The following is a 23,170-nucleotide window of genomic DNA, read 5'->3' as shown; positions in this document are numbered from 1 at the left end:
CGCTGTATAACCTCATCCTCATGATCAACCGCGCAGATATCCTTGTCGCCGACACCGCCCTTCGCGGTGCGTCGCTGCGTGGCCTACTGATCCTAATCCGCCTCTGAGCGTGCCATCCGGCGCGCCCGCTCAGAGGAGGACGCCCGCGCGCCATAGGCTTTAGGACAGAAGAAGAAAGAGTACCCCATGACCAATGTGACCGACCAAGACCGCGTCTTGATCTTCGATACCACTTTGCGCGACGGCGAGCAGAGCCCCGGCGCAACCATGACCCATGACGAAAAGCTCGAGATTGCCGAACTGCTGGACGAAATGGGCGTCGACATTATCGAAGCCGGTTTCCCCATCGCATCCGAGGGAGATTTCAAGGCCGTCTCTGAGATTGCCGAGCGATCAAAGAACAGCCGTATCTGTGGGCTTGCCCGCGCCAACTTCGCCGATATCGACCGCTGCTGGGAGGCTGTGAAACACGCGCGGCAGAACCGCATTCACACTTTCATCGGCACATCCCCCCTGCACCGTGCCATCCCGAACCTGACGCAGGACGAGATGGCCGAGAAGATTCACGAAACGGTCAGCCACGCACGCAACCTGTGTGAAAACGTGCAATGGTCGCCGATGGATGCGACGCGGACCGAGTGGGACTATCTGTGCCGTGTGATCGAGATCGCGATCAAAGCAGGCGCGACCACGATCAACATCCCCGACACGGTGGGCTACACCGCCCCAGTGGAGTCGGCCGACCTGATCAAACGCCTGATTGAGACCGTACCGGGCGCGGATGAAGTGATCTTTGCCACCCACTGTCACAACGACCTTGGCATGGCGACCGCGAACTCTCTGGCCGCTGTTGCAGGCGGTGCGCGTCAGATCGAGTGTACCATCAACGGTCTGGGCGAACGCGCAGGCAACACGGCTTTGGAAGAGGTCGTGATGGCTTTGCGCACCCGCAACGACATCATGCCGTGGCACACGGGCATCGACACCACCAAGATTATGCATATCTCGCGCCGCGTGGCGACGGTGTCGGGCTTCAACGTACAGTTCAACAAGGCCATCGTCGGCAAGAACGCCTTTGCCCATGAAAGCGGCATCCATCAGGATGGCATGCTGAAGAACCGCGAAAACTTCGAGATCATGCGCCCCGAGGATATCGGCCTCTCCGGCACCTCTCTGCCCTTGGGCAAACACTCGGGCCGCGCCGCGCTGCGCGACAAACTTGAGACTTTGGGCTTTGATGTGGGCGACAACCAGCTCAAGGACATCTTCGTTCGGTTCAAGGATCTGGCCGACCGCAAGAAAGAGGTGTTCGACGACGACCTGATCGCATTGATGACCATGGATGAGCATGACGACTATCTGCAGCTCGTCTCGATGAAAGTGACCTGCGGCACCGGCGGTCAGGCCGAGGCGACACTTGAGCTGGAAATGGACGGCAAGGATATCATTGCCACCGAACATGGCGACGGGCCCGTGGATGCAACCTTCAAGGCCATCCGTGCGATTTATCCGAACAAGGCACATCTGCAGCTGTACCAGGTACATGCGGTGACCGAGGGGACGGACGCGCAAGCCACTGTCTCGGTGCGTCTGGAAGAGGACGGCATGATCGCCACCGGCCAGTCGGCCAATACCGACACGGTTGTGGCCTCGGCGAAGGCTTATATCCACGCGCTGAACCGCCTGATCATGCGCCGTGAAAAGGCAGGGCCCGGTGCCGATGCGCGCGAGATCAGCTACAAAGACCTGACCTGATCAAAGGGGAAAGGCTCCCGCACCCGCGGGTGCCCGGCTGCGCCGAACCCCCTTGCGGCTTTGGGCCCGGCAGCGCGCCAAAGGCGCCCTGCCGGCCCCAACGCGTTTGACGGCATCTTTGATGCTGGCAAACGGGGCGGGAGCATTTCTGGCCGTTTGGCACCTGCTCAGAATTTTTCAAACAAACCCGAAAGGCGGCCCATCTCGTCTTCAATCCCAAAGGGCGCGTTCAGCACGAACATACCCGAACCCACCATCCGATGCCCCTCGCGCGCCGGAGGGAACCTCACCTCATGGCAGGTCGCCTTGGGATAACCCGCTGATTTCAAGGCCGAGATCATGGGCCTGTGCCGTCCATCCGTCAGGATCGGATACCAAAGCGCGATCACCCCAACATTCCATTTGCGATGCAGCTTGGCGATCACCCCCGGAATGCGCTCGTAATCCGTCTTCACCTCATAGCTGGGATCGATCAGCATCATCCCCCGCCGCGGCGTCGGTGGCAGCAGGGACTGCGCCAGCTCAAACCCGTCCTGCTGGTAGACCTTCGCAACATAGGGCGACAACGCCAACGAAAGCGCCGCATGCTCCTGCGGGTGCAACTCGGCAAAATGCAGGCTGTCCTGCGCGCGCAGCAGATTGGCCGCAATCAGCGGTGAGCCCGGGTAGGACACCGCGCCGTGACGGCTCTGTACCTCCTCCAACACGCGCGCCATCGGATGACCCGCGCCAAACCACCCCTCGCGCTGCGCCCGCGCGATCCCGGCGGCCGCTTCGCCAGTGCGCACGGCCTCGGCTGCATCAAGGCGATACAGACCGCGCCCGGAATGCGTCTCGATATAGGTGATCGGTTTGTCTTTACGGGTCAGATACCCAAGCACCCACGCCAATAAAGCGTGCTTTTGTACATCAGCCAGATTCCCGGCGTGGTAAATGTGTTGATATGAGAGCATTTTGCCTTCTAAAGTCCCTATCAATAAGGCGGAAAGGTGCTGATTGTCGCGGAATCAGCCCTTTAACCGGGCGAGATGGCACCCTATAAGGCATCCGTCCCGGAACCGTCGAGTCGCGGGCAGTGGAAATTCTGACAAACGGGATCAGTAAAAATATGGGCATCTTTGGCAATCTGGGCGGCCTGTTCTCAGCGGATATGGCAATTGACCTTGGGACAGCGAACACGCTGGTCTATGTCAAGGGGCGCGGTGTGATCCTGTCTGAACCGTCGGTTGTGGCCTATCACGTCAAGGATGGCGTCAAAAAGGTCCTGGCCGTGGGCGAGGACGCGAAGCTGATGCTGGGCCGAACGCCCGGCTCGATCGAGGCGATCCGTCCGATGCGCGAAGGCGTGATCGCTGACTTTGACACTGCCGAAGAGATGATCAAGCACTTCATCCGCAAGGTGCATAAACGCTCGACCTTCTCGAAACCAAAAATCATTGTCTGCGTCCCTCATGGTGCGACACCGGTTGAAAAACGCGCGATCCGCCAGTCGGTTCTCTCGGCTGGTGCCCGCCGCGCGGGCCTGATTGCCGAGCCGATTGCGGCCGCGATTGGCGCGGGCATGCCGATCACCGATCCGACCGGTAACATGGTCGTTGATATCGGCGGCGGCACGACCGAGGTGGCGGTTCTGTCGCTGGGCGACATCGTTTATGCCCGTTCGGTTCGTGTGGGTGGAGACCGGATGGACGAGGCCATCATCTCATACCTACGCCGTCAGCAGAACCTGCTGGTCGGTGAATCCACCGCCGAACGCATCAAGACCACCATCGGTACAGCCCGTATGCCCGACGATGGCCGGGGCCAGTCGATGCACATCCGCGGGCGCGATTTGCTGAACGGCGTGCCCAAGGAAATCGAGATCAGTCAGGCTCAGGTGGCCGAGGCGTTGTCCGAACCCGTGCAGGCGATCTGCGAGGCGGTGATGACCGCGCTGGAAACCACGCCGCCCGATCTGGCCGCCGATATCGTCGACCGGGGCGTTATGCTGACCGGAGGTGGCGCGTTGCTGGGCGATCTGGATCTGGCGCTGCGCGAACAGACCGGTCTGGCTGTATCGATTGCTGACGAAAGCCTGAACTGTGTGGCTTTGGGCACCGGCAAGGCGCTGGAATACGAAAAACAGCTGCGCCACGCGATTGACTACGACAGCTAAGGCGCGCACCCTGAAGGCGTGAGAATTCGGGCGAGAGCAGCACGGGAAGGTAACCTGTGGCAAAGGACCGATCACAACGCGATGAATACACAACCCCCTTGCGCCGTCTGCTGCTGGGGATTGTCGTGCTGTGCCTGCTGGCCATCTTTCTGGTCTGGCGCATCGACAGCCCGCGTGTGGAACGGTTCCGGGCGCAGGTTGTGGATACAGTGGTGCCTTCGATGGAATGGGCGATGGTGCCGGTCACGGCTGCCGTCAATCTGGTGCGGGACTTCCAAAGCTACCAACGCCTGAGCGAGCAGAACCAGGAGTTGCGCAGCGAGTTGCGCCTGATGCGCGCGTGGAAAGAGGCCGCGCTGCAGCTGGAGCAGGAAAACGCCCGTCTGCTGGACCTCAACAATGTGCGGCTCGACCCCCGGCTGACCTATGTGACCGGGGTGGTGATGGCGGACAGCGGCTCTCCGTTCCGGCAATCGGTGTTGTTGAACGTGGGGGAACGTGACGGGATCGTCGACGGCTGGGCCACGATGGACGGGATCGGTGTGGTCGGGCGTATCTCGGGCGTTGGCGCGGATACGGCGCGGGTGATCCTGCTGACAGATGCCTCGAGCGCAATACCGGCGACCATCCAACCCTCGGGGCAGACCGCGCTGATTGCCGGGGATAACAGCGCGTCGCCGCTGGTGCAGTTTCTGGAAAACCGTGAGCTGGTGCGCCCCGGTGACAGGGTTGTGACCTCGGGCGATGGCGGCGTCTTCCCCGGCGGGTTGCTGATCGGCCAGATCGCCGTGGACCCCGGCGGGCGGCTGCGGGTGCGCCTCTCGGCGGATTTCGAGCGGCTTGAATTCCTGCGGGTGCTGCGGTTCCAGTCGGCCCAGCCCATCCGCGACCCCGGCGGCATCGTCGGCCCGCGCCAGCCCGAAGCAGCACTAACCGCACCGGAGGCCACAGATGGATAGGCCATCCTCGCACCTCTGGATGAAACGCGGGCTGTATCTGGCGCTGGCGGTGCTGGTGATGTTCCTGCACCTGCTGCCGCTGGATTCGAAACCGGATCGCTGGCCGTTTCCCGATATCCTGATGGCGCTGACCTATGCCTGGGTGCTGCGCCGCCCTGAATATGTGCCGATCCTTGCGATTGCCTTTGTGATGCTGATGGCCGATCTTCTGCTGCAACGTCCTCCGGGGTTGCTGGCGGCGCTGGTCGTGTTGGGCGCATCGTACCTGCGCACGGCAGCACCGGGGATGCGCGACAGCGGGTTTGTCAGCGAATGGACGACGGTTGGCGCCGTGATCACAGCAGTTTTTGTGCTCAACCGCGTCATTCTTGCTATTCTTTCAGTGCAACAGGCAGCGCTGGGGCCGGTGGTGATACAGGTGGTTCTGACAATTGCGATATACCCGCTGATCGTTCTGCTCAGCCAGAGCGCGTTTGGCGTGCGCCGCAAGTCGGTTGCTGACAACACGACCGCAGGGGCACGGGCATGAAGCAGCGCAAGCCCAAATCCCAAGGCCTCGCCTACAAACGCCTGCCGCGCCGGGCGCTGGTGCTGGGCGGGCTGCAGGCGGCCTTCATCGGCGGGCTGGCGGCGCGGATGCGCTTCATGCAGGTCGATCAGGCCGACGAATACCGCCTGCTGGCCGAGGAAAACCGCATCAATATTCGTCTGATTCCGCCGACGCGCGGGCGGATTTACGATCGCAACGGGCAGATCATCGGGCAGAACTCGCCGTCCTACCGCATCGTGATCGTGCGCGAGGATGCCGGTGATATCGACAAGGTCATCGCCAAACTGTCCGATCTGATCCCGCTGAACGAGGATGAGATTGAGAGGGCGCGCACCGAAATGCGCCGTTCGGCCCCCTTCCTGCCCGTCACATTGGTCGATCAGGTGACGTGGGAGGATATCTCGAAGGTCGCCGTAAACGCGCCGGCCCTGCCCGGGGTCACGCCAGAGGTCGGCCAGACGCGGCAATACCCGCGCTATGAGGATTTCGCCCATATTGTCGGCTATGTCGGCCCGGTCAGCGACTATGACCTCAGCCAGATCGAAGACCCCGAACCGGTGCTGCGCATCCCCCGGTTCCAGATCGGCAAGGTCGGTCTGGAAGCCAAGCAAGAGATCGACCTGCGTGGCAGGGCCGGTTCAAAGCGGGTTGAGGTCAACGCCACCGGTCGCGTCATGCGCGAGCTGGACCGGCAGGAAGGCCAACCCGGCGCGGATCTGCAACTGTCCGTCGACGCAGATCTTCAGCAATATGCGCAGGCGCGGCTGGCCGGAGAAAGCGCCGCCGCTGTAGTCATTGATTGCGAAACCGGCGATCTGCGGGCGATGGCCTCGGCCCCGAGTTTCGACCCCAACCTGTTTGTGCGTGGCATCTCGGTCGCGGACTATCAGCTCCTGACGCAGGACAAATACCGCCCGCTGGCCAACAAGACGGTTCAGGGCACTTATCCGCCCGGATCGACCTTCAAGATGGTCACCGCGCTGGCCGCGCTTGAGGCCGGTGTCGTTGGTCCCGGCAACACCGTCTATTGCCCCGGCCACCTCAAGGTCGGCAGCCGCCGCTTCCACTGCTGGAAACGCGGCGGTCACGGTATGGTTGACCTCAACACTTCGCTCAAGCGCAGCTGTGACGTTTATTACTATGACGTGGCGATCAAGGTCGGTATCGACAAGATCTCCGAGATGGCGCGTACCCTTGGGCTGGGCATTAAGCACGACATCCCGATGTCTGCCGTGCGTGCAGGGCTGGCCCCCAATCAGGAATGGAAACAACGCACCCATGGTGAGGATTGGCTGATCGGCGATACAGCCAACGCGTCGATCGGGCAGGGTTTCATGCTGGCCTCGCCGATGCAACTGGCCGTGATGACGGCAAGGATCGCCACCGGGCGCGCCGTCACGCCCCGTCTGGTCCGGTCTATCGATGGGGTCGAACAGCCAACCGGTGCAGGTGAGCCGCTTGAGATCAGCCCGGCAAATCTGAACTACATCCGCGAGGCGATGTGGTCTGTCTCGAACGACCGGCGCGGGACGGCTTATCGGAGCCGCATCATCGCCGATGATTTCCGCATGGCTGGCAAGACCGGCACCAGTCAGGTGCGCAACATCACCAAGGCCGAGCGCGCCGCAGGTGTGATCCGCAACGAGGATCTGCCATGGGAACGCCGCGACCACGCGCTGTTCGTCAGCTTCGCGCCCTATGACAATCCGAAATACGCCATCGCCGTTGTGGTCGAACATGGCGGCGGCGGGTCCAAGGCCGCCGCGCCGGTTGCGCGCGATATCATGCTGCAAGCGCTCTATAACGGCACACCGCCGCTTGAGGCCTATCCGACCGCTGATCGCGAGCGCATCAAGGAACAACAAAAACGGCTTGAGGGCGACCGCCGCCCCAAAGCGCGTCCTGACGCAAAGGACCGCGCATGAGCTATCTTGAATATGCCGTCAAATCCACGCCCTCGGGGTTCCGCAAATTCCTCTATATGAACTGGCCGCTGACGCTGCTGCTGATCAGCGTGGCGAGCGCCGGGTTCCTGATGTTGTTCTCGGTCGCGGGCGGATCGTGGACGCCGTGGGCCGAGCCGCAGATGGAGCGGTTCGGGCTGGGCCTGACAGTGATGTTCATCATCGCGCTCGTGCCGATCTGGTTCTGGCGGAATATGTCGGTCGTGGCCTATCTGGGGTCAATCGGCTTGCTTGTCATAGTCGAACTGTTCGGCACCATCGGCATGGGCGCGCAACGCTGGATCGACCTTGGGTTCATGCGGCTGCAACCCTCCGAGGTGATGAAAGTGGCGCTGGTCATGGTGCTGGCCGCCTATTACGACTGGCTGCCCGCACATAAAACCTCACGCCCGCTATGGGTGATCATCCCGGTCATCCTGATCCTGATCCCCACCTTCATGGTGTTGCGCCAACCGGACCTCGGCACCTCGATCCTGCTGCTGGCCGCGGGCGGAGGGCTGATGTTTCTGGCCGGTGTCCATTGGGCCTATTTCGCCGCCGTGATTGCGGCGGGGGTTGGCCTGATTGCCACAGTGTTCAACAGTCGCGGGACGGAATGGCAATTGCTTAAAGACTATCAATTCCGCAGGATTGATACGTTTCTGGACCCCTCAACCGACCCGCTGGGCGCAGGTTATCACATCACCCAATCCAAGATCGCGCTGGGCTCGGGCGGCTGGAACGGGCGCGGTTTCATGCAGGGCACCCAGTCGCGGCTGAACTTCCTGCCCGAGAAACACACCGATTTCATCTTCACCACCCTGGCCGAGGAATTCGGCTTTGTCGGCGGCATCACCCTGCTCATCCTCTATGGTCTGATCTTGGTCTTCTGCATGGTCACGGCGCTGGCGACCAAGGATCGGTTCTCGTCCCTTGTGACGCTGGGCATTGCGCTGAACTTCTTCCTGTTCTTTGCGGTGAATATGTCGATGGTCATGGGGCTGGCCCCGGTCGTTGGTGTGCCGCTGCCGATGGTCAGCTATGGCGGCTCGGCCATGCTGGTGCTGATGGCCGCCTTCGGTATCGTGCAAAGCGCCCATATCCACCGCCCCCGCTGAAAGGTCCTCCATGCCCGTAAACGTCCTGTTCTCTGCCCGTCCCGGGTTGTGGCCGGAATATGAAACGCTGCTGCGCAAAGGGCTGGCCGAGGCCGGGCTGGACTTTCATCTGGCCACCGACATTCCGTCCGATCAGGTCGACTATGTGGTCTATGCCCCGAACGGAGGGGTGCGGGATTTCACGCCGTTCACGCGGCTGAAAGCCGTACTCAGCCTCTGGGCCGGGGTCGAGAGCATTTCCGGCAATGAAACCCTGACCGTTCCGCTGGCGCGCATGGTGGATAGTGGGCTGAAACAGGGCATGACGGAATGGGTGGTGGGCCATGTGCTGCGCTATCACCTTGGGATGGACCGCCATATCACGCAGCAGGACACAACGTGGGAGCCGAACGCCCCACCGTTGGCCCTGCAGCGCACGGTCTGCGTTCTGGGTCTAGGCGAATTGGGTGAGGCTGCGGCACGGGCGCTGGCCGCGTTGAATTTCGATGTCATTGGTTGGAGCCGCACCGCCAAGGACATTCCCGGCGTGACCTGTCTGCATGGGGCAGATGGCCTGCGGGGCGCGTTGTCACAGGCGGAAATCCTTGTGCTGTTGTTGCCGGACACGGCGGCCACCACAAATATACTGAATGCTGATACGCTTGCCCTGCTGCCGAAAGGCGCCTGCATCATCAACCCGGGCCGGGGGCCTTTGATTGATGATGATGCCCTGCTGGCGGCCCTGAAGTCAGGACAGGTCGGCCACGCCACGCTGGACGTGTTCCGCACCGAACCCCTGCCGCCCGAGCATCCCTATTGGGCGCAGCCAAACGTGACAGTGACGCCGCATATCGCCTCGGAGACCCGGCCCGTAACCGCCGCTCAGGTCATCTGCGAGAACATTCGCCGAGGTGAAGCGGGCGAACCCTTTCTCCACCTCGTCGATCGTGATCTGGGCTATTAGGCCGCGATCAGCCCGCGACCTTTCAGAAGGGCTTCGACCCCCGGAAGACGCCCGCGGAAGGCCAGATACAGGTCCTCGGCCTCGCGCGATCCACCGGTGGACAGAATGTTGTCCTCCAACGCTTTGGCGCGTTCGGGATCAAAGGCACCGCCCGCTTCCTCGAACGCTGCAAACGCATCCGCATCCATGACCTCGGACCACATATAGCTGTAGTATCCCGAGCTATAGCCGTCGCCCGCAAACACATGGGCGAAATGTGGCGTCGCGTGGCGCATTCCGATGGCCGAGGGCATTCCCAGATCGGCCAGAACCTCTGCCTGCTTGGCCATCGGGTCCGCGGGTGCGGCCCCGTCATGGAAGGCCAGATCAACCAGAGCCGAGGCGACATATTCCACCGTCTGGAACCCCTGATCGAAATTGGCGGCCTGCAGCACCTTGTCCAACATCTCTTGCGGCATCGGCGCGCCGGTCTCGGCATGGGTTGCGAACTCGGCCAGTACCTCGGGCACTTCCAACCAGTGTTCGTAAAGCTGGCTGGGCAGTTCCACGAAATCCCGCGCCACCGAGGTGCCCGAGATGCTTTCATAGGTCACGTTGGACAGCATCTGATGCAGCGCATGGCCGAACTCGTGAAACAGGGTGCGGGCGTCGTCATAAGACAGCAGCGCCGGATCGCCCTTGGCAAAGTTGCAGACATTGATCACGACCGGAGCCTGCGCCTTCGGGAACTTCGCCTGCCCGCGCATCGCGCTGCACCACGCGCCCGAGCGTTTTGAGCCGCGCGCGAAGTAATCGCCGATGAACACCGCGATATGCTGGCCGTCGCGTGTCACTTCCCACGCGCGGCAATCGGGGTGATAGAGCGGCACGTCCAGCGGTGCGAACTCCAACCCGAACAGGCGGGCCGCGCAGGCAAAAGAGGCCTCGATCATCCGGTCCAGTTGCAGGAACGGCTTCAACGCGGCTTCATCGAGATCATGTTCGGCCTTGCGGCGTTTCTCGGCATAGTAGCGCCAGTCCCACGCTTCCAGCGGGCCGTTGACGCCATCCTCTTGCATCATCGCGGTCAGCACCTCGGCATCTGCGTTGACGCGGGTTTTGGCGGGCTGCCACACATCCATCAACAGATCACGCACGCGATCCGGTGTGCGGGCCATCTCGGTCTCAAGCTTGTAGTCGGCAAAACTGTCATACCCCAGCAGATTGGCACGTTCCTCGCGCAGGCGCAGGATTTCAGCCGCAATCTCTCGGTTGTCGGTCTCACCGCCATTTGCCCCCCGCGCGGTCCACGCGCGATAAGCCTTTTCACGCAAATCCCGACGGGGCGAGAATTGCAGAAACGGCACGATGATTGACCGCGACAGGGTCACGACGGGGCCATCCGCCCCCTTCTCCTGCCCCGCAGCGCGGGCGGCATCCACAGCAAAATCCGGCAGGCCCTGCAGGTCATCCTCGGTCAGGTCCATGAACCAATCCCGCTCATCGGCCAGAAGGTTCTGGGTAAAGGATGTGCCCAGCGAGGCCAGCCGCGCCTTGATCTCTTGCATCCGCGCGTCGGCCTCGCCTTCCAGCGCAGCGCCGGCGCGGACAAATCCGCGATGCGACAGCATCAGAACCCGCGCCTGCTCGTCCGTCAGGCCCAACTCGCCCTTGCGCGCCCACAGATCGGCCACCCGTTGAAACAGCGCCTTGTTCGATGAAATGCCCGAGAAATGCGCCGCGAGTTTCGGCGAGAACTCTCGCTGCAACTCCTCACGTTTGGGATTGCTGTCCGCGCCTGCGACCGTGAAGAACACCGACAGAACCTTGTCCAACTGCTCGCCAGCGGCTTCCAGCGCCTCGATCGTGTTGGCAAAGCTGGGCGCCTCGGGGTTCGCAGCGATTGCGTCGATCTGCGCGTTATGCGCCTGCAGCGCCTGTTCCAGAGCAGGGGCGAAATCACCGTCCGAGATCTCGGCAAACGGGGCGAGTTCGAAGGGCGTGGTCCAGTCGGACAGGATCGGGTTGGTCATGCGGGTCTCCTTTGGTCTTTACCTAGGAAACCCACCCCCAAGGGTCCAGTGCGCGCGGTGAAATTACCCGCCCGCACCGCAGATCGGGCAATCGGCGCGCTGCGATAGGGTGATCTTGCGGCTTTCGCCATAGAGCGCGTCATAGATCAACATCTCGCCCCGCAGGGCCTGCCCCGCACCGGTGATCACCTTGATCGCCTCAACCGCCATCATCGAACCAACAACACCGGGCAGAGGGCCAATCACGCCCGCCTCGGAACAGGACGGGGCCAGGCCGGGGGCCGGGGCCTCGGGGAAGATGCACTGATAGCAGGGCGCGCCGCTGGCGGGATCAAAAACGCTCAGCTGCCCTTCCCATTGCGACAGCGCGCCCGAGATCAGTGGTTTGCCCAGCGCAACTGCCGTCCGGTTGGCCAGATAACGGGTGTCGAAATTGTCGGTGCCGTCGAGGATCAGATCGAAATCGGCGAACAGGTCTGCGGCGATCTCGTCGGTCAGCCGCCGGTGATAGGGCAGGACAACCACATTGGGGTTCTGCGCTTCCATCGCCTGCTGGGCCGAAAACACCTTGGGCATCCCGATATCCGTGTCGCGGTGAATGACCTGCCGCTGCAGGTTGGCGTTCTCGACCTCATCATCGTCGATCACGCCGATCGTGCCCACGCCCGCCGCAGCCAGATATTGCAACGCCGGAGCCCCCAGACCGCCAGCGCCGATCACCAGCACCCGCGCCTGTTTCATCTTCTTTTGCCCCGGCCCGCCCAGCTCGCGCAGGACGATGTGGCGGGCATAGCGTTCCAGCTCGGTCTCGGTGAACTGATCTGAAGGCATCTTGGGCTCCTTAGCCTCGGCGGTTTCCGCTCGGTTTCGCAGCGCTTTCACGCCCCGACCATAAAGCAGAACCAGCACCGCAGAGCCAGCAAGGATCAACCACATCGCTGCAGAGCCGCCAGTTGCCTGACGCAAGGGGTTGCCTTCGGGCAAAACCAGTTGCGCGACGATCACCCCGGCCAGCAGCGTGCCAATAGACACCATCCGCGCATTGCGCGACACACCGGCCATCCAGCCCACGCCCCACAGCCCGGCGGCAAGGATCAGAACCAGCAGCATCAGCCGCGCCCGGTCGAACCAAAGCCACCCGTGCCCCGGTCGGTCTCGGACAGGGCATCGGTGGCCTCGAAAGTGGCCTGCACCACGGGGGCGACGACAAGTTGGGCGATGCGCTCTCCGTGGGTGATTTCGAACGAATCCTGCCCGGTATTCAGGACGATCACCCCAAGCGGGCCGCGATAATCGCTGTCGATGGTGCCGGGCGTGTTCGGCAGGGTGATGCCATGCTTCAACGCCAGACCCGAGCGTGGACGCACCTGTACCTCAAACCCTTGCGGGATTTCGATCCGCAAACCTGTCGGCACCAAAGCGCGGTGCCCAGGGGCCAGCGTGATCGAGGCCTTGCCCGGCAGGTTGGCCCGCACATCGGCCCCGGCAGCCCCCGATGTTTCGTAAGAGGGCAACGGGATCGAAGGATCAGACCCATCCTCACGGATCACACGAATTGCAACCATCCCGACACCCCTCGTTCTTTGCGGAAATCAATCGGCCAAAGTCGCCGCTATCTTCTGCGCCAGCCGATCCGCCACGGCGTCCTTGCCCATGCGCGGCCATTCCTCGGCCCCTTCGTCCGAGATCAGGATCACCGCATTCTCGGACCCGCCCATGATACCCGTTGCCGGGCTGACATCATTGGCCACGATCCAGTCACACCCTTTGCGCGCGCGTTTGGCGGTGGCGTGTTCGATGACATTGTCCGTTTCCGCCGCGAAGCCCACCACCAGCGCGGGGCGGCCCGTCTCCATCCCGGCGACGCGTTTCAGGATATCCGGGTTCTCGGCAAATTCCAGCGCCGGTAACCCGTCGCGGCTTTTCTTCAGCTTCTTGTCTGAGGCCGTGGCCACGCGCCAATCGGCCACCGCCGCAGCAAAGACACCTGCATCGACAGGCAATGCAGCCTCGACCGCATCGGACATTTCTTGCGCCGTTTCGACCGCGACAACTTGCACACCCTCGGGCGGCGCAACATCGGCTGGGCCGGTAACAAAAACCACCTCGGCGCCCAGCGCCGCCAGCGCCCGCGCCACCGCTGTGCCCTGCGCGCCCGAGGACCGGTTGGCGATATAGCGCACAGGGTCAATCGGTTCATGGGTCGGGCCAGACGTCACCAATACGCGCTTGCCCTGCAAGGGGCCGTCGCCAAGCTGCGCCTCTATGGCTGCAACAATCTCAAGCGGTTCCGACATGCGGCCCGGGCCGAATTCGCCACAGGCCATGTCGCCCTCATTCGGGCCGACAAAGCGGACGCCATCGGCCTGCAGCTGCGCCAGGTTGCGCCGCATTGCCGGGTGATCCCACATCCGCACATTCATCGCGGGCGCACACAGAACCGGCGTGTCGGTCGCCATCAGCAGGGTCGAGGCCAGATCATTGGCCAGCCCCCCCGCCATCTTGCCCATCAGATCGGCCGTCGCCGGGGCCACCACGATCAGATCGGCCGAGCGCGATAGCTGGATATGCCCCATCTCAGCCTCATCGGTCAGGTCAAACAGATCGCGATAAACCTTTTCTCCGGCCAGCGCCGACACGGACAGGGGCGTCACGAATTCCTCAGCCGCGCGGGTCAGAACCGGCGTGACGGATGCCCCACGCTCGCGCAGACGCCGGATCAGATCCAGCGCCTTATAAGCAGCGATTCCGCCACCGATAATCAGCAGAATGCGTTTGGATGCCAGCATCTCTAGCCCTTCCCGTCCCGGTCGACCCCGACATTAGGCAAGGCGGTCGGGCAGTTCCAGCAGTTAATTCTGAGTCTCGAAGGCCTTGCAGGGGTCCTCGCGCTCGACGGTCGGGCTGTCGATCACCGCGTCAAACTCACCATTGATAAGCCCATCTTCGGACTGCCCCAATACAAAGACCTTCAGGCCCGGACGCAACCGCGCAAGGAAAGTTGGAATGCCGCGGTCCTTGCGGGCATGGCCGTTGCCCGTGATCACCGCAATCGGCCCGCCGGTTTCATCGGTCGCCCGCAGAATAGCGCGGGTCAGCACCGCATCGCGCAACCTCTGGATCGCCACCATCTGCGGTAAAGCTTCTACGGGCAGCGCGTGACAATGGGCTGCAAGCTGATCAGCTTCCCGCGCGGCCTGATCCTCGGGCGACAGCGGAATGGTCAAGCCATAGCGCGCAGCATCCGCGCCCAGCGCGGTGGCAGCACCACGCTCCATCGCGGCACGGGCTGCAGCACGAGGGACCATGGCCCCATAGACCGGCGCGTTCGAAGCCTGAAAAACCGGGTAATACATGCTGAGCGGCGGCCAGCCGGATTCAGCCCAGCGTAGAATGCGAGACAAGTCCTCGGGGTTCGTGGCCGCCTTTTGCGCCAATCGCTGAGCGCCTTCCTCTGTCACCATCTCCCAGACCACACCCGAAGGGTTGATGGCTTCGATCGCCTCTTTCTGGACAACGTGGTGACGGGGGTTATCGTGGATTTCGCCAAGAATAACGACGTCGGCGGCCTGCATAGCCTCGCGCACATCCTGAGGGATCAGGTCAGCCGAATACCCGGCACGAGGTAAGACCGTGAACAGCACACACGCTACGAAAATCGCAATTTGTTTCATGCGAAGAAGTGTTGCACCTCGCGCGATTGCGCTTCAAGGTTCTTGCGCATCTTTATGAAGGCTGCGGCTTCAAGCTGACGCACCCTTTCTTTCGAGAGCCCAAGCTCTTGGCCCAAGCTTTCAAGGGTGCGCGCCGGTTCACGCAGCTTGCGCTCGCGCACGATGAAACGCTCTCGATCGTTCAGCGCCTGCATCGCGGTCACCAACCAATCGCGCAGTTGCTCGGTGTCGTGGCTGTGTTCAACGGTTTCAGCCGCCTGTTCGCGGTCGTCTTCCAGCGCATCAATCCACTCGCGCCCGTCTTCATCGGTCGATTGCACCGCATTCAGCGAGAAATCGGACCCGGCCAGCCGGCCTTCCATCATCTCGACATCGCGCAGCGGCACACCAATTTCAGACGCAATCATCTGATGCAGTTGATGGCGATCCAGCTCCTGACCCTCGGTCGCGGCTTCTCGCTCAAGCCGGGCCTGAACCCGGCGCATATTGAAAAACAGAGATTTCTGAGACGATGTCGAGCCGGTGCGCACCATGGACCAGTTCCGCATCACATAATCCTGAATGCTGGCCTTGATCCACCAGACCGCATAAGTCGAAAATCTTACACCGCGATCGGGATCGAATTTGTCAGCGGCCTTCATCAGGCCCAGACCGGCCTCTTGAATCAGATCATTCATCGGCGCGCCATAGCGCTTGAACTTGGCCGCCATCGAAATCGCAAGACGCATGTATGCGGTGATCAAACGGTGCAACGCCTGTTCATCTCGTTCATCGCGCCACGCATAGGCAAGCCTTAGCTCGGTTTCGGCATCCAGCAGTTCGGCCTTCATCGCCTGCCGGGACATTGAAAAATCATGTGCGTTGTCCAGTGCCATGCAACTCTCCCTTTTCCACCGGCTTTTGGCCGGGCTTGTCATGCCGACTTAGGGTCGATACGCAGGGCAAAACCGGGTGGATCACCAGAAAGGTAATAAAAGTGCACCCTAATTTAACCTTTGTGCTGGGCGGCGCGGCTTCTGGCAAGTCGCTTTTCGCTGAACAACTATCTGTTTTAACAGGGAAAAGCCGCGTTTATCTGGCGACATCACAAGTCTTTGATGACGAGATGCGCCTGAAAGTTAGGCAACATATTGCACAAAGAGGCAGCAGTTGGGAGACAATAGAGGCCCCGTTTGATCTGTCGCCCGAACTGGCAAGGCTGACATCAGATCAGGTTTGCCTGATCGATTGCGCCACCATGTGGCTGACCAATCACCTTCTGGCCGAAAATGATCTTGAGCGGGCCCGGTCCGCGTTGCTTGCTTCGCTGAAAGACTGCGCGGCACAGATCGTCATTGTCTCTAACGAAGTCGGCCACGGGATCGTGCCCGACAACGCCCTGTCGCGCCGCTTTCGCGAGGCGCAAGGGCGGCTGAACATTGCGCTGGCCGCGCAGGCCGACCGTGTGGTGCAGGTGACTGCTGGGTTGCCCTTGGTCCTGAAAGGCGCCCCCCTGTGACCCGCCTGCATCTGGTACGGCACGGGCCGACCCATGCCAAAACCATGGTCGGCTGGTCCGATCTGCCCGCCGACCTGAGCGACACCGCTGCGCTTGGCCGCCTGTCCGCGCATCTGCCGGCACAGGCCATCGTGATCTCATCCGATCTGTCCCGCGCCGCCGACACAGCCAGCGCCATTCAAGGCGCGCGCACACGACTGCCCCACCGCGAAGACCTGCGCGAGATTAACTTCGGCAGCTGGGAGCTGCGTGGCTTCAGAGAAATCGAGGCCGAAGACCCCGAACTGTGCTTTGCCTATTGGGACAATCCGGGCGAGGTCCGCCCCCCGAACGGCGAAAGCTGGAACGAGGTCCGCGCGCGGGTTGATACAGCCATCGATACGCTGATTGCTGCCCATACCGGCCACGATCTGATCATCGTGGCCCACTTCGGCGTGATCCTGACGCAGGTGCAACGCGCCCTGAATGTCGACGCGCAAGAGGCGTTTGGCCACCGGATCGACAACCTCTCGGTCACCGAGATCACCCATCACGGTGATCGCTGGTCCGTGGGTCGGATCAATCACCGACCGTGATGGGGCCGCGCACAAATCTCTGATTTACCAAGGCCGCGCCATCCGACATCGTTCGCGGATGACCTATGACCTTTTCATCGGCGACCGCCTGTTCTCCAGTTGGTCCATGCGCGGATGGCTTATGCTTGAGAAGTTCGGCCTGCCCTACCGCACCCATATGATCGGCCTCTATTCCGGCACGATGGCGGCGGATATGGAACCGCTGGCCCCTGCCCGCCTCGTCCCGGCGCTGCGGCTGCCAGAGGGAACCGTGGTTGGCGAAAGCCTTGCCATGGCCGAAACACTCGCCGAGCGCCACCCCGAAGCCGGGCTGTGGCCCACAGATCCCGCCGCCCGCGCGACCGCCCGCTGGCTGTGCGCCGAGATGGTTGCGGGATTCTCAGCCCTGCGGGGCGAATGCCCGATGCAACTGCGCCAATGCTGGCAAGGATTTCAGCCCTCTCCAGAAACCCTGTCTGACCTGCAGCGAATCGAGACCCTTTGGGCGTACGCCCGAACCCTCTCAGGCGCTGAAACCGGCCCGCTATTCGGGGCCTATTCCCTGGCGGATGTGTTCTACACCCCGGTCGCCGCGCGGATCATCGGTTATGGCCTGCCGGTGACCGACACCAACCGCGCCTATTGTCTTGAGCTGCTCTCCGACCTGTCGGTCCGGCAATGGCGCGCGATGGGTCTGACCGTTTCGTATGATCCGTTTCCCTATCCGCAGAATGGGCCCGTGCAGGACTGGCCGGTTGGCGGAACCTCTCGGCCCAAGGCCCTCGCCTCGGGTCCATCAGTCAACTCAACCTGCCCCTATTCCGGCAAACCCGTCACCGACTACCTCGAACTCGACGGCCAAATCTGGGGCTTCTGCAACCCGTTCTGCCGCGACAAAACCGTGGCCGACCCGGGGGCATGGCCAAAATTCACCGCCATGGTGGCAGACGTTAACCATTCCTAAACCGCAACCATGGCAGCAACGTCCTGTTAACCACGAAACAGGATTGCCATGGTCGCCCGCGCCCATACCGTAGCCTTTCAAGGCGTAGACGCCCGCCCGGTCGAGGTGCAATGCGCCGTTTCACCGGGCCTTCCGGCGTTCTCGATCGTCGGCCTGCCCGACAAGGCCGTGTCCGAGGCGCGCGACCGGGTGCGCAGCGCGCTCAGTTCGATGGCCATTGCCCTGCCGTCGAAACGGATCACCATCAACCTGTCCCCCGCCGACCTGCCGAAAGAGGGCAGCCATTTCGACCTGCCCATCGCCGTCGCCCTGCTGTCCGCGCTGGACATCATCCCGACCGACGCCGCCGAAGGGGCCGTGGCATTGGGAGAGCTATCGCTGGACGGCTCGCTGGTGCCGGTCGTGGGCGCCCTGCCCGCTGCCATGACCGCCGCCGCCGAAGACCGCGCGCTGCTCTGCCCTGCAGCATCCAGCGCCGAGGCCGCATGGGTCGATGCAACGCAGGTGATCGGCGCGGCCTCACTGGGCGATGTGGTCAAGCATTTAACCGGCCAATCCGCCCTGCCCGCTGCCACACCGGGCGAAGTCAGCCTGTCGCCCTCTGCACGCGATCTGCGCGACGTCAAAGGGCAGGAACGCGCCAAACGCGCGCTGGAAATCGCCGCCGCTGGCCGTCATCACCTGATCATGATCGGCACACCCGGTTCTGGCAAATCCATGCTGGCGGCCCGGCTGCCCGGCATCCTGCCGCCTCTGACACCGGTCGAGGCCTTGGAGACCTCGATGATCCAGTCCCTCTGCGGTTTGCTGGACGAGGGCGGCATCAGCCGCGCCCGCCCCTTCCGCGAGCCACATCACACCGCGTCGATGGCCGCCATCGTCGGTGGCGGCAAGGGCGCAAAACCCGGTGAGATTTCGCTGGCCCATAACGGCGTTCTGTTCATGGACGAATTCCCCGAATTCCCGCGCACCGTGCTGGAAACCCTGCGCCAGCCCATCGAAACCGGAGAGGTCATGGTCGCCCGCGCCAACGCCCACGTCAAATACCCCTGCCGGTTCATGCTTGTGGCTGCCGCGAACCCTTGCAAATGCGGCTATCTGACCGATCCCGCCCGCGCCTGTTCCCGCGCTCCGGTCTGTGGCGAGGACTATCTCGGTCGTATTTCAGGTCCATTGATGGATCGGTTCGACCTGCGAATCGAAGTGCCGCCGGTCAGCTTCACCGACCTTGATCTGCCACCTTCAGGCGACAGCTCCGCCACCGTCGCCGCGCGGGTCGAGGCCGCCCGCGCCCTGCAGGCCGACAGGTTCCGGGACATGCCAGGCACGCGGCAGAACGCCGACCTTGAAGGCACGTATCTGGAAGATTGCGCCGCCCCGGACGCCGAAGGCAAAGACCTGCTTTTGAAGGCCGCAGAACGGTTCGGCCTGTCAGCCCGCGCCTTTCACCGCATCCTGCGGGTCGCCCGAACCATCGCTGATCTGGAAGGCGCACCAGACATCCGCCGCCCCCATGTCGCCGAGGCCCTGAGTTATCGCATCAGCGCCAAGGTCGGCGGTTAAAGCTTCGACTCAATCGCTTGCCAGATTTTTTCGGCGATGTTCTCGCCGTTGAACCGTTCCAGCTCCTGAATGCCGGTGGGGGACGTCACGTTGATCTCGGTCAGGTAGTCGCCGATGACGTCGATGCCGACGAAAATCTGGCCCTTCTCTTTCAGTAGTGGCCCAATGGCGGCGCATATCTCCATGTCGCGGTCGGTCAGACCAATCTTCTCGGGCCGCCCGCCCACATGCATGTTCGAGCGCGTCTCACCCTCGGCTGGGACCCGGTTGATGGCACCCACGGCCTCGCCATCAACTAGAATCACCCGTTTGTCGCCATTGCGCACGTCGGGCAGGAATTTCTGGACGATCAGCGGCTCGCGGGAAAACCCGGTGAACAACTCGTGCAGGGAGGTCAGATTGCGATCATCCGGTCCCAGCCGAAACACGCCAGCGCCGCCGTTGCCATAGAGTGGTTTGAGGATGATATCCCCGTGCTTCTCCTTGAACGCCTTGATGGTCTGCAGATCGCGCGCAATCGACGTGGGTGGGGTGAGATCAGGAAAGTCCAAAACCAGCAGTTTCTCGGGATAGTTCCTGACCCAGAACGGGTCATTCACCACCAGCGCCTGCCCTTTCAGGCGATCCAACAGATGGGTCGATGTGATGTAATGCATGTCAAACGGTGGATCCTGCCGCAGCCAGACAACATCAAAGTCGGCCAGATCAACCTCACGCTCGGGGCCAAGAACCGCCGGGTCGCCCGGCACCCGTTGCACCGTCATATCGTGACCGCGCGCTGTAATCCGCCCCTCCTGATAGGCCAACTGGTCGGGCCCGTAGAAAAACAGCTCATGCCCACGGGCCTGTGCTTCTTCGGCCAGACGGAACGAGCTGTCGGCATTGATATCCACGGCCCCGATCGGGTCCATCTGAAAGGCGATCTTCATGGCGTATCCCTCAGTTCTACGCCCGATACATGGCGCACAGACCTGACGGGTTCAATGGCGATCAGCCGTGACCAAAGGCGTTTTCGATAATTTCAACCGCGCCAGAGCCATCGACCAACGCCGCGTCAAAGCGCACATTGGTCAGTTGTCCGCCCGGTTCATGTTCCAGAAACTGGGCTGCTGACGCGTAAATCCGGTCGATTTGCCGGGGGCTGATCCGCGCCGCCGCCGTTGCGAAGCTTGTGCTTTTCTTAACTTCGACGAACACGATCCCGTCCGCATTCCGCGCGATCAGATCAATCTCTCCACCTGCGCCGCGCCAGCGACGATGGGCAATCAAAAACCCACGCCTTTCATAGTCAGAAGCGACGCGAAGCTCCGCCGCCTGCCCCGCATGATAAGAAACCGAGCCCCGAACCGATCGCCGCATGATGTCATCCCTTTCCCAGCTTCAGGGCCTTTTGATAGATCGGCCTGCGCGGCAGGTTGAACATCTCTGACACCAGATCTGCCGCGTCGCGCACCGAATGGCTTTCCAGCGCCCGTTTCAAAGCCTCTTCTACGTCAGACTCGTTAACAGTTTGCGAATGCGCGCGATCCACAAGCAGGACGATTTCGCCCTTCACCGTCGCGCCCTGATACTCTGCCGCCAGATCAGCAAGCGTTCCGCGCCGCACCTCTTCGAATTTCTTCGTCAGCTCACGGCACATCGCGGCCTGCCGCTCGGCGCCCAGAACATCTGCCAAATCCTCAAGGCTTGCGGCCAGCCGCTTGGGGGATTCGTAGAACACCAGCGTTCCGGGAATGTCGCGCAGCGCCTCGATGCGCGACCGCCGTGCGCCTGAGGCATTGGGCAGAAAGCCCGCGAAAAAGAACGCATCCGTGGGCAGCCCCGCCAATGTCAGCGCCGCCAGGGCCGCCGAGGGGCCCGGGGCGCAGGTGACGGCAAAGCCTGCCTCAGCCGCCTGCCGGCCCAGATCATAACCCGGATCGGCGATCAGGGGCATCCCGGCTTCAGAGGCGTAGGCAACCGACTGCCCCGCCTCAAGCGCCTGAAGAATCTTGCTGCGCGCGCCCGCGCCGCTGTGGTCATGATAGGCCAGAATCCGGCGACCCTCGAGCGGTACGCCATGGATTTCCATCAACCGGCGCAGGCTGCGGGTATCTTCGGCGGCGATCATGTCCGCCGAGGCCAGCACATCCAGCGCCCTGAGCGTAATGTCGCGCGCGGCCCCGATAGGAGTGGCAACAAAATACAGGCCCGCGGCCAATCTGATCTTTTGGAAATTCAAAGCTGGACCCTCAGAGCGTGACGTTTATTATCGCGGATCGTTAGACCAAGGTGCCCTCAGACGCCGGATCAGGGAGTTTTCATTTAGATGTTTACCGTTTGCAAGCCCACCCGCAAACTGGCGAAATCCGCCATTGCTCTGGCCACGGCCGCATTTCTGGCCGCCTGTGAAGTGGGCGGCATTAGCGGAGGCCCGTCGATCGATACCTCTGATCCTGTGCCGGTGGCCCTGCTGGTGCCAAGCGGATCGCCACAGGCAGGTGATGCGGCGCTGGCACGAAGCCTTGAAAACGCGGCGCGTCTGGCAATGGCAGATTTGCAGAACGTAAAGATTGACCTGCGGGTTTACGATACCGCCGGAAACGCCGGCACCGCGTCAACGGTGGCCCAACAAGCTGTCGCCGATGGGGCCAAGATCATCCTCGGCCCGGTATACGCGCAGGCGGCAAACGCCGCCGGCCTTGCTGTGCTGAACAACAATGTCAACGTGCTGTCATTTTCGAACAACACCGGCATCGCCGGTGGCAACGTTTACGTTCTGGGACCTACATTCCAGAACACGGCCAACAGATTGGTCAATTTCGCCGGTCGTCAGGGCAAAACCGGAACAGTAATCGTGCACAGCAACGACCCTGCGGGTCAGCTTGGCCAGTCCGCAATCGCAACAGCGCTTGGCAGCAGCCGGGTCAAGAATGCTGGCACTGTGGGGTATGACCGGTCTCAGCAGGGCGTCATCAACTCGGTGCCGACGATCAAGGCAACCGTAGATGCCAATGCCGCCGATTCGATTTTTATGACCGCGACCACGGCGGGCGCGTTGCCTCTGTTCAGCCAGTTGCTGCCCGAGGCGGGCGTCTCACCGGCGAGTGTTCAGTATATCGGTTTGACGCGGTGGGATATTCCATCGCAAACGCTGGACCTGCCCGGAGTACAGGGGGGCTGGTTTGCCCTGCCTGATCCGGCCAAAGCTCAGGCGTATCGCCAGCGTTACAACAACACCTATGGCGAGGCACCGCACCCGATCAGCGGTCTGGCCTATGATGGGATCGCCGCCATCGGCGCGTTGGTCAGCCAAGGCAAATCCAACGCGCTGACCGGTGCCGCACTGACACAGAATGCCGGTTTTCAGGGCGTTGGCGGAATCTTCCGCCTGCGGTCGAACGGGACAAACGAACGCGGTCTGGCGGTTGCCACGATCCAGAACAAACAGGTGGTTGTGATTGACCCTGCTCCACAAAGCTTCTCTGGCGCCGGATTCTGAG

General features: G+C 62.2%; 22 protein-coding genes. 12 read left to right on the top strand and 10 right to left on the bottom strand.

Going from position 1 to position 23,170, the window contains the following annotated elements:
• Positions 1-186: 186 nt before the first annotated feature.
• On the top strand, positions 187-1,755 hold the full coding sequence (locus ACR0KM_RS08270) for a 2-isopropylmalate synthase (RefSeq protein WP_480825831.1): 1,569 nt from the start codon (positions 187-189) through the stop codon (positions 1,753-1,755).
• A 167-nt stretch (positions 1,756-1,922) separates the two neighbouring features.
• Here ACR0KM_RS08270 and ACR0KM_RS08265 read toward each other — a convergent pair whose 3' ends face one another.
• Positions 1,923-2,708 (bottom strand): 23S rRNA (adenine(2030)-N(6))-methyltransferase RlmJ, encoded by a 786-nt coding sequence (locus ACR0KM_RS08265; protein ID WP_480860300.1) that lies wholly within the window; start codon positions 2,706-2,708, stop codon positions 1,923-1,925.
• A gap of 155 nt (positions 2,709-2,863) precedes the next feature.
• On the opposite strand from ACR0KM_RS08265, the gene ACR0KM_RS08260 reads away from it, so the two are divergent.
• The 6 genes from ACR0KM_RS08260 to ACR0KM_RS08235 are packed head-to-tail and all read left to right on the top strand — an operon-like array spanning position 2,864 to position 9,423.
• Positions 2,864-3,910 (top strand): rod shape-determining protein, encoded by a 1,047-nt coding sequence (locus ACR0KM_RS08260; RefSeq protein WP_480808446.1) that lies wholly within the window; start codon positions 2,864-2,866, stop codon positions 3,908-3,910.
• A gap of 56 nt (positions 3,911-3,966) precedes the next feature.
• Positions 3,967-4,869 (top strand): rod shape-determining protein MreC, encoded by a 903-nt coding sequence (mreC, locus tag ACR0KM_RS08255; protein WP_480860298.1) that lies wholly within the window; start codon positions 3,967-3,969, stop codon positions 4,867-4,869.
• On the top strand, positions 4,862-5,398 hold the full coding sequence (locus ACR0KM_RS08250) for a rod shape-determining protein MreD (protein WP_480860295.1): 537 nt from the start codon (positions 4,862-4,864) through the stop codon (positions 5,396-5,398). The genes mreC and ACR0KM_RS08250 overlap by 8 nt, the downstream gene beginning before the upstream one ends.
• Positions 5,395-7,344: a penicillin-binding protein 2 gene (gene mrdA, locus ACR0KM_RS08245; protein ID WP_480860292.1), complete on the top strand. Its 1,950-nt coding sequence runs from the start codon at positions 5,395-5,397 to the stop codon at positions 7,342-7,344. The genes ACR0KM_RS08250 and mrdA overlap by 4 nt, the downstream gene beginning before the upstream one ends.
• The gene (rodA, locus tag ACR0KM_RS08240) at positions 7,341-8,480 is read left to right on the top strand and encodes a rod shape-determining protein RodA (RefSeq protein WP_480860290.1); all 1,140 of its coding nucleotides are present in this window, start codon (positions 7,341-7,343) and stop codon (positions 8,478-8,480) included. The genes mrdA and rodA overlap by 4 nt, the downstream gene beginning before the upstream one ends.
• A gap of 10 nt (positions 8,481-8,490) precedes the next feature.
• Positions 8,491-9,423, top strand: a complete 933-nt coding sequence (locus ACR0KM_RS08235) for a 2-hydroxyacid dehydrogenase (RefSeq protein WP_480860287.1) — start codon at positions 8,491-8,493, stop codon at positions 9,421-9,423.
• On the opposite strand, the gene ACR0KM_RS08230 is transcribed toward ACR0KM_RS08235, so the two are convergent.
• From ACR0KM_RS08230 to ACR0KM_RS08205, 6 genes are all read right to left on the bottom strand, one after another.
• Positions 9,420-11,435 carry a M3 family metallopeptidase gene (locus tag ACR0KM_RS08230; protein WP_480860285.1) on the bottom strand — a complete coding sequence of 672 codons (2,016 nt, stop codon included), beginning with the start codon at positions 11,433-11,435 and terminating at the stop codon, positions 9,420-9,422. The genes ACR0KM_RS08235 and ACR0KM_RS08230 overlap by 4 nt on opposite strands.
• Before the next feature lie 63 nt (positions 11,436-11,498).
• Complete coding sequence (locus ACR0KM_RS08225; protein WP_480860284.1) at positions 11,499-12,545, bottom strand: HesA/MoeB/ThiF family protein; 1,047 nt, start codon at positions 12,543-12,545, stop codon at positions 11,499-11,501.
• Complete coding sequence (gene dut, locus ACR0KM_RS08220) at positions 12,545-13,000, bottom strand: dUTP diphosphatase (protein WP_480860282.1); 456 nt, start codon at positions 12,998-13,000, stop codon at positions 12,545-12,547. Before dut ends, ACR0KM_RS08225 begins: the two co-directional genes overlap by 1 nt.
• Positions 13,001-13,027: 27 nt before the next feature.
• Positions 13,028-14,224, bottom strand: coding sequence for a bifunctional phosphopantothenoylcysteine decarboxylase/phosphopantothenate--cysteine ligase CoaBC (coaBC, locus tag ACR0KM_RS08215; protein ID WP_480860280.1), 1,197 nt, complete (start codon positions 14,222-14,224; stop codon positions 13,028-13,030).
• 63 nt (positions 14,225-14,287) lie between these two features.
• Entirely contained in the window at positions 14,288-15,109 is an 822-nt protein-coding gene (locus ACR0KM_RS08210; RefSeq protein ID WP_480860278.1) for a ChaN family lipoprotein, read from the bottom strand.
• Positions 15,106-15,984: an RNA polymerase factor sigma-32 gene (locus ACR0KM_RS08205; protein WP_480823650.1), complete on the bottom strand. Its 879-nt coding sequence runs from the start codon at positions 15,982-15,984 to the stop codon at positions 15,106-15,108. Before ACR0KM_RS08205 ends, ACR0KM_RS08210 begins: the two co-directional genes overlap by 4 nt.
• A 101-nt stretch (positions 15,985-16,085) precedes the next feature.
• Here ACR0KM_RS08205 and cobU point away from each other — a divergent pair, with 101 nt between their 5' ends.
• Genes cobU through ACR0KM_RS08185 form a run of 4 tightly spaced genes read left to right on the top strand, consistent with a single transcriptional unit; the run spans position 16,086 to position 19,688 of the window.
• Positions 16,086-16,607: a bifunctional adenosylcobinamide kinase/adenosylcobinamide-phosphate guanylyltransferase gene (gene cobU, locus ACR0KM_RS08200; protein ID WP_480860276.1), complete on the top strand. Its 522-nt coding sequence runs from the start codon at positions 16,086-16,088 to the stop codon at positions 16,605-16,607.
• Positions 16,604-17,182, top strand: coding sequence for a histidine phosphatase family protein (locus ACR0KM_RS08195; RefSeq protein ID WP_480860274.1), 579 nt, complete (start codon positions 16,604-16,606; stop codon positions 17,180-17,182). The genes cobU and ACR0KM_RS08195 overlap by 4 nt, the downstream gene beginning before the upstream one ends.
• 58 nt (positions 17,183-17,240) lie before the next feature.
• Positions 17,241-18,125, top strand: coding sequence for a glutathione S-transferase N-terminal domain-containing protein (locus tag ACR0KM_RS08190; protein ID WP_480860272.1), 885 nt, complete (start codon positions 17,241-17,243; stop codon positions 18,123-18,125).
• Between the two features lie 48 nt (positions 18,126-18,173).
• The gene (locus ACR0KM_RS08185) at positions 18,174-19,688 is read left to right on the top strand and encodes a YifB family Mg chelatase-like AAA ATPase (RefSeq protein WP_480860268.1); all 1,515 of its coding nucleotides are present in this window, start codon (positions 18,174-18,176) and stop codon (positions 19,686-19,688) included.
• Here the strand turns inward: ACR0KM_RS08185 and gshB are convergent.
• The 3 genes from gshB to rsmI form a co-directional block, all read right to left on the bottom strand.
• On the bottom strand, positions 19,685-20,617 hold the full coding sequence (gene gshB, locus ACR0KM_RS08180) for a glutathione synthase (RefSeq protein ID WP_480823643.1): 933 nt from the start codon (positions 20,615-20,617) through the stop codon (positions 19,685-19,687). The two genes, ACR0KM_RS08185 and gshB, sit on opposite strands and share 4 nt — an antisense overlap.
• Positions 20,618-20,678: 61 nt before the next feature.
• Positions 20,679-21,047 carry a YraN family protein gene (locus ACR0KM_RS08175; RefSeq protein ID WP_480860266.1) on the bottom strand — a complete coding sequence of 123 codons (369 nt, stop codon included), beginning with the start codon at positions 21,045-21,047 and terminating at the stop codon, positions 20,679-20,681.
• 4 nt (positions 21,048-21,051) lie between these two features.
• Positions 21,052-21,909, bottom strand: a complete 858-nt coding sequence (gene rsmI / locus ACR0KM_RS08170) for a 16S rRNA (cytidine(1402)-2'-O)-methyltransferase (protein ID WP_480860264.1) — start codon at positions 21,907-21,909, stop codon at positions 21,052-21,054.
• A gap of 87 nt (positions 21,910-21,996) precedes the next feature.
• Here rsmI and ACR0KM_RS08165 point away from each other — a divergent pair, with 87 nt between their 5' ends.
• Positions 21,997-23,169 (top strand): penicillin-binding protein activator, encoded by a 1,173-nt coding sequence (locus ACR0KM_RS08165; RefSeq protein WP_480860262.1) that lies wholly within the window; start codon positions 21,997-21,999, stop codon positions 23,167-23,169.
• The last annotated feature ends 1 nt before the right edge of the window (position 23,170 follow it).

Source organism: Ruegeria sp. G10 (genome assembly GCF_056533645.1).
Note: the sequence above shows the minus strand (reverse complement) of the source record. Positions and strands in the feature narration are given on the sequence as shown.

Excerpts from the sequence above, each read along its gene's own strand:
- ACR0KM_RS08270 (WP_480825831.1), top strand. The coding sequence starts at position 187 with ATGACCAATGTGACCGACCAAGACCGCGTCTTGATCTTCGATACCACT.
- ACR0KM_RS08265 (WP_480860300.1), bottom strand. The coding sequence starts at position 2,708 with ATGCTCTCATATCAACACATTTACCACGCCGGGAATCTGGCTGATGTA.
- ACR0KM_RS08260 (WP_480808446.1), top strand. The coding sequence starts at position 2,864 with ATGGGCATCTTTGGCAATCTGGGCGGCCTGTTCTCAGCGGATATGGCA.
- ACR0KM_RS08250 (WP_480860295.1), top strand. The coding sequence starts at position 4,862 with ATGGATAGGCCATCCTCGCACCTCTGGATGAAACGCGGGCTGTATCTG.
- mrdA (WP_480860292.1), top strand. The coding sequence starts at position 5,395 with ATGAAGCAGCGCAAGCCCAAATCCCAAGGCCTCGCCTACAAACGCCTG.
- rodA (WP_480860290.1), top strand. The coding sequence starts at position 7,341 with ATGAGCTATCTTGAATATGCCGTCAAATCCACGCCCTCGGGGTTCCGC.
- ACR0KM_RS08235 (WP_480860287.1), top strand. The coding sequence starts at position 8,491 with ATGCCCGTAAACGTCCTGTTCTCTGCCCGTCCCGGGTTGTGGCCGGAA.
- ACR0KM_RS08230 (WP_480860285.1), bottom strand. The coding sequence starts at position 11,435 with ATGACCAACCCGATCCTGTCCGACTGGACCACGCCCTTCGAACTCGCC.
- ACR0KM_RS08225 (WP_480860284.1), bottom strand. The coding sequence starts at position 12,545 with ATGCTGCTGGTTCTGATCCTTGCCGCCGGGCTGTGGGGCGTGGGCTGG.
- dut (WP_480860282.1), bottom strand. The coding sequence starts at position 13,000 with ATGGTTGCAATTCGTGTGATCCGTGAGGATGGGTCTGATCCTTCGATC.
- coaBC (WP_480860280.1), bottom strand. The coding sequence starts at position 14,224 with ATGCTGGCATCCAAACGCATTCTGCTGATTATCGGTGGCGGAATCGCT.
- ACR0KM_RS08210 (WP_480860278.1), bottom strand. The coding sequence starts at position 15,109 with ATGAAACAAATTGCGATTTTCGTAGCGTGTGTGCTGTTCACGGTCTTA.
- ACR0KM_RS08205 (WP_480823650.1), bottom strand. The coding sequence starts at position 15,984 with ATGGCACTGGACAACGCACATGATTTTTCAATGTCCCGGCAGGCGATG.
- ACR0KM_RS08190 (WP_480860272.1), top strand. The coding sequence starts at position 17,241 with ATGACCTATGACCTTTTCATCGGCGACCGCCTGTTCTCCAGTTGGTCC.
- ACR0KM_RS08185 (WP_480860268.1), top strand. The coding sequence starts at position 18,174 with ATGGTCGCCCGCGCCCATACCGTAGCCTTTCAAGGCGTAGACGCCCGC.
- gshB (WP_480823643.1), bottom strand. The coding sequence starts at position 20,617 with ATGAAGATCGCCTTTCAGATGGACCCGATCGGGGCCGTGGATATCAAT.
- ACR0KM_RS08175 (WP_480860266.1), bottom strand. The coding sequence starts at position 21,047 with ATGCGGCGATCGGTTCGGGGCTCGGTTTCTTATCATGCGGGGCAGGCG.
- ACR0KM_RS08165 (WP_480860262.1), top strand. The coding sequence starts at position 21,997 with ATGTTTACCGTTTGCAAGCCCACCCGCAAACTGGCGAAATCCGCCATT.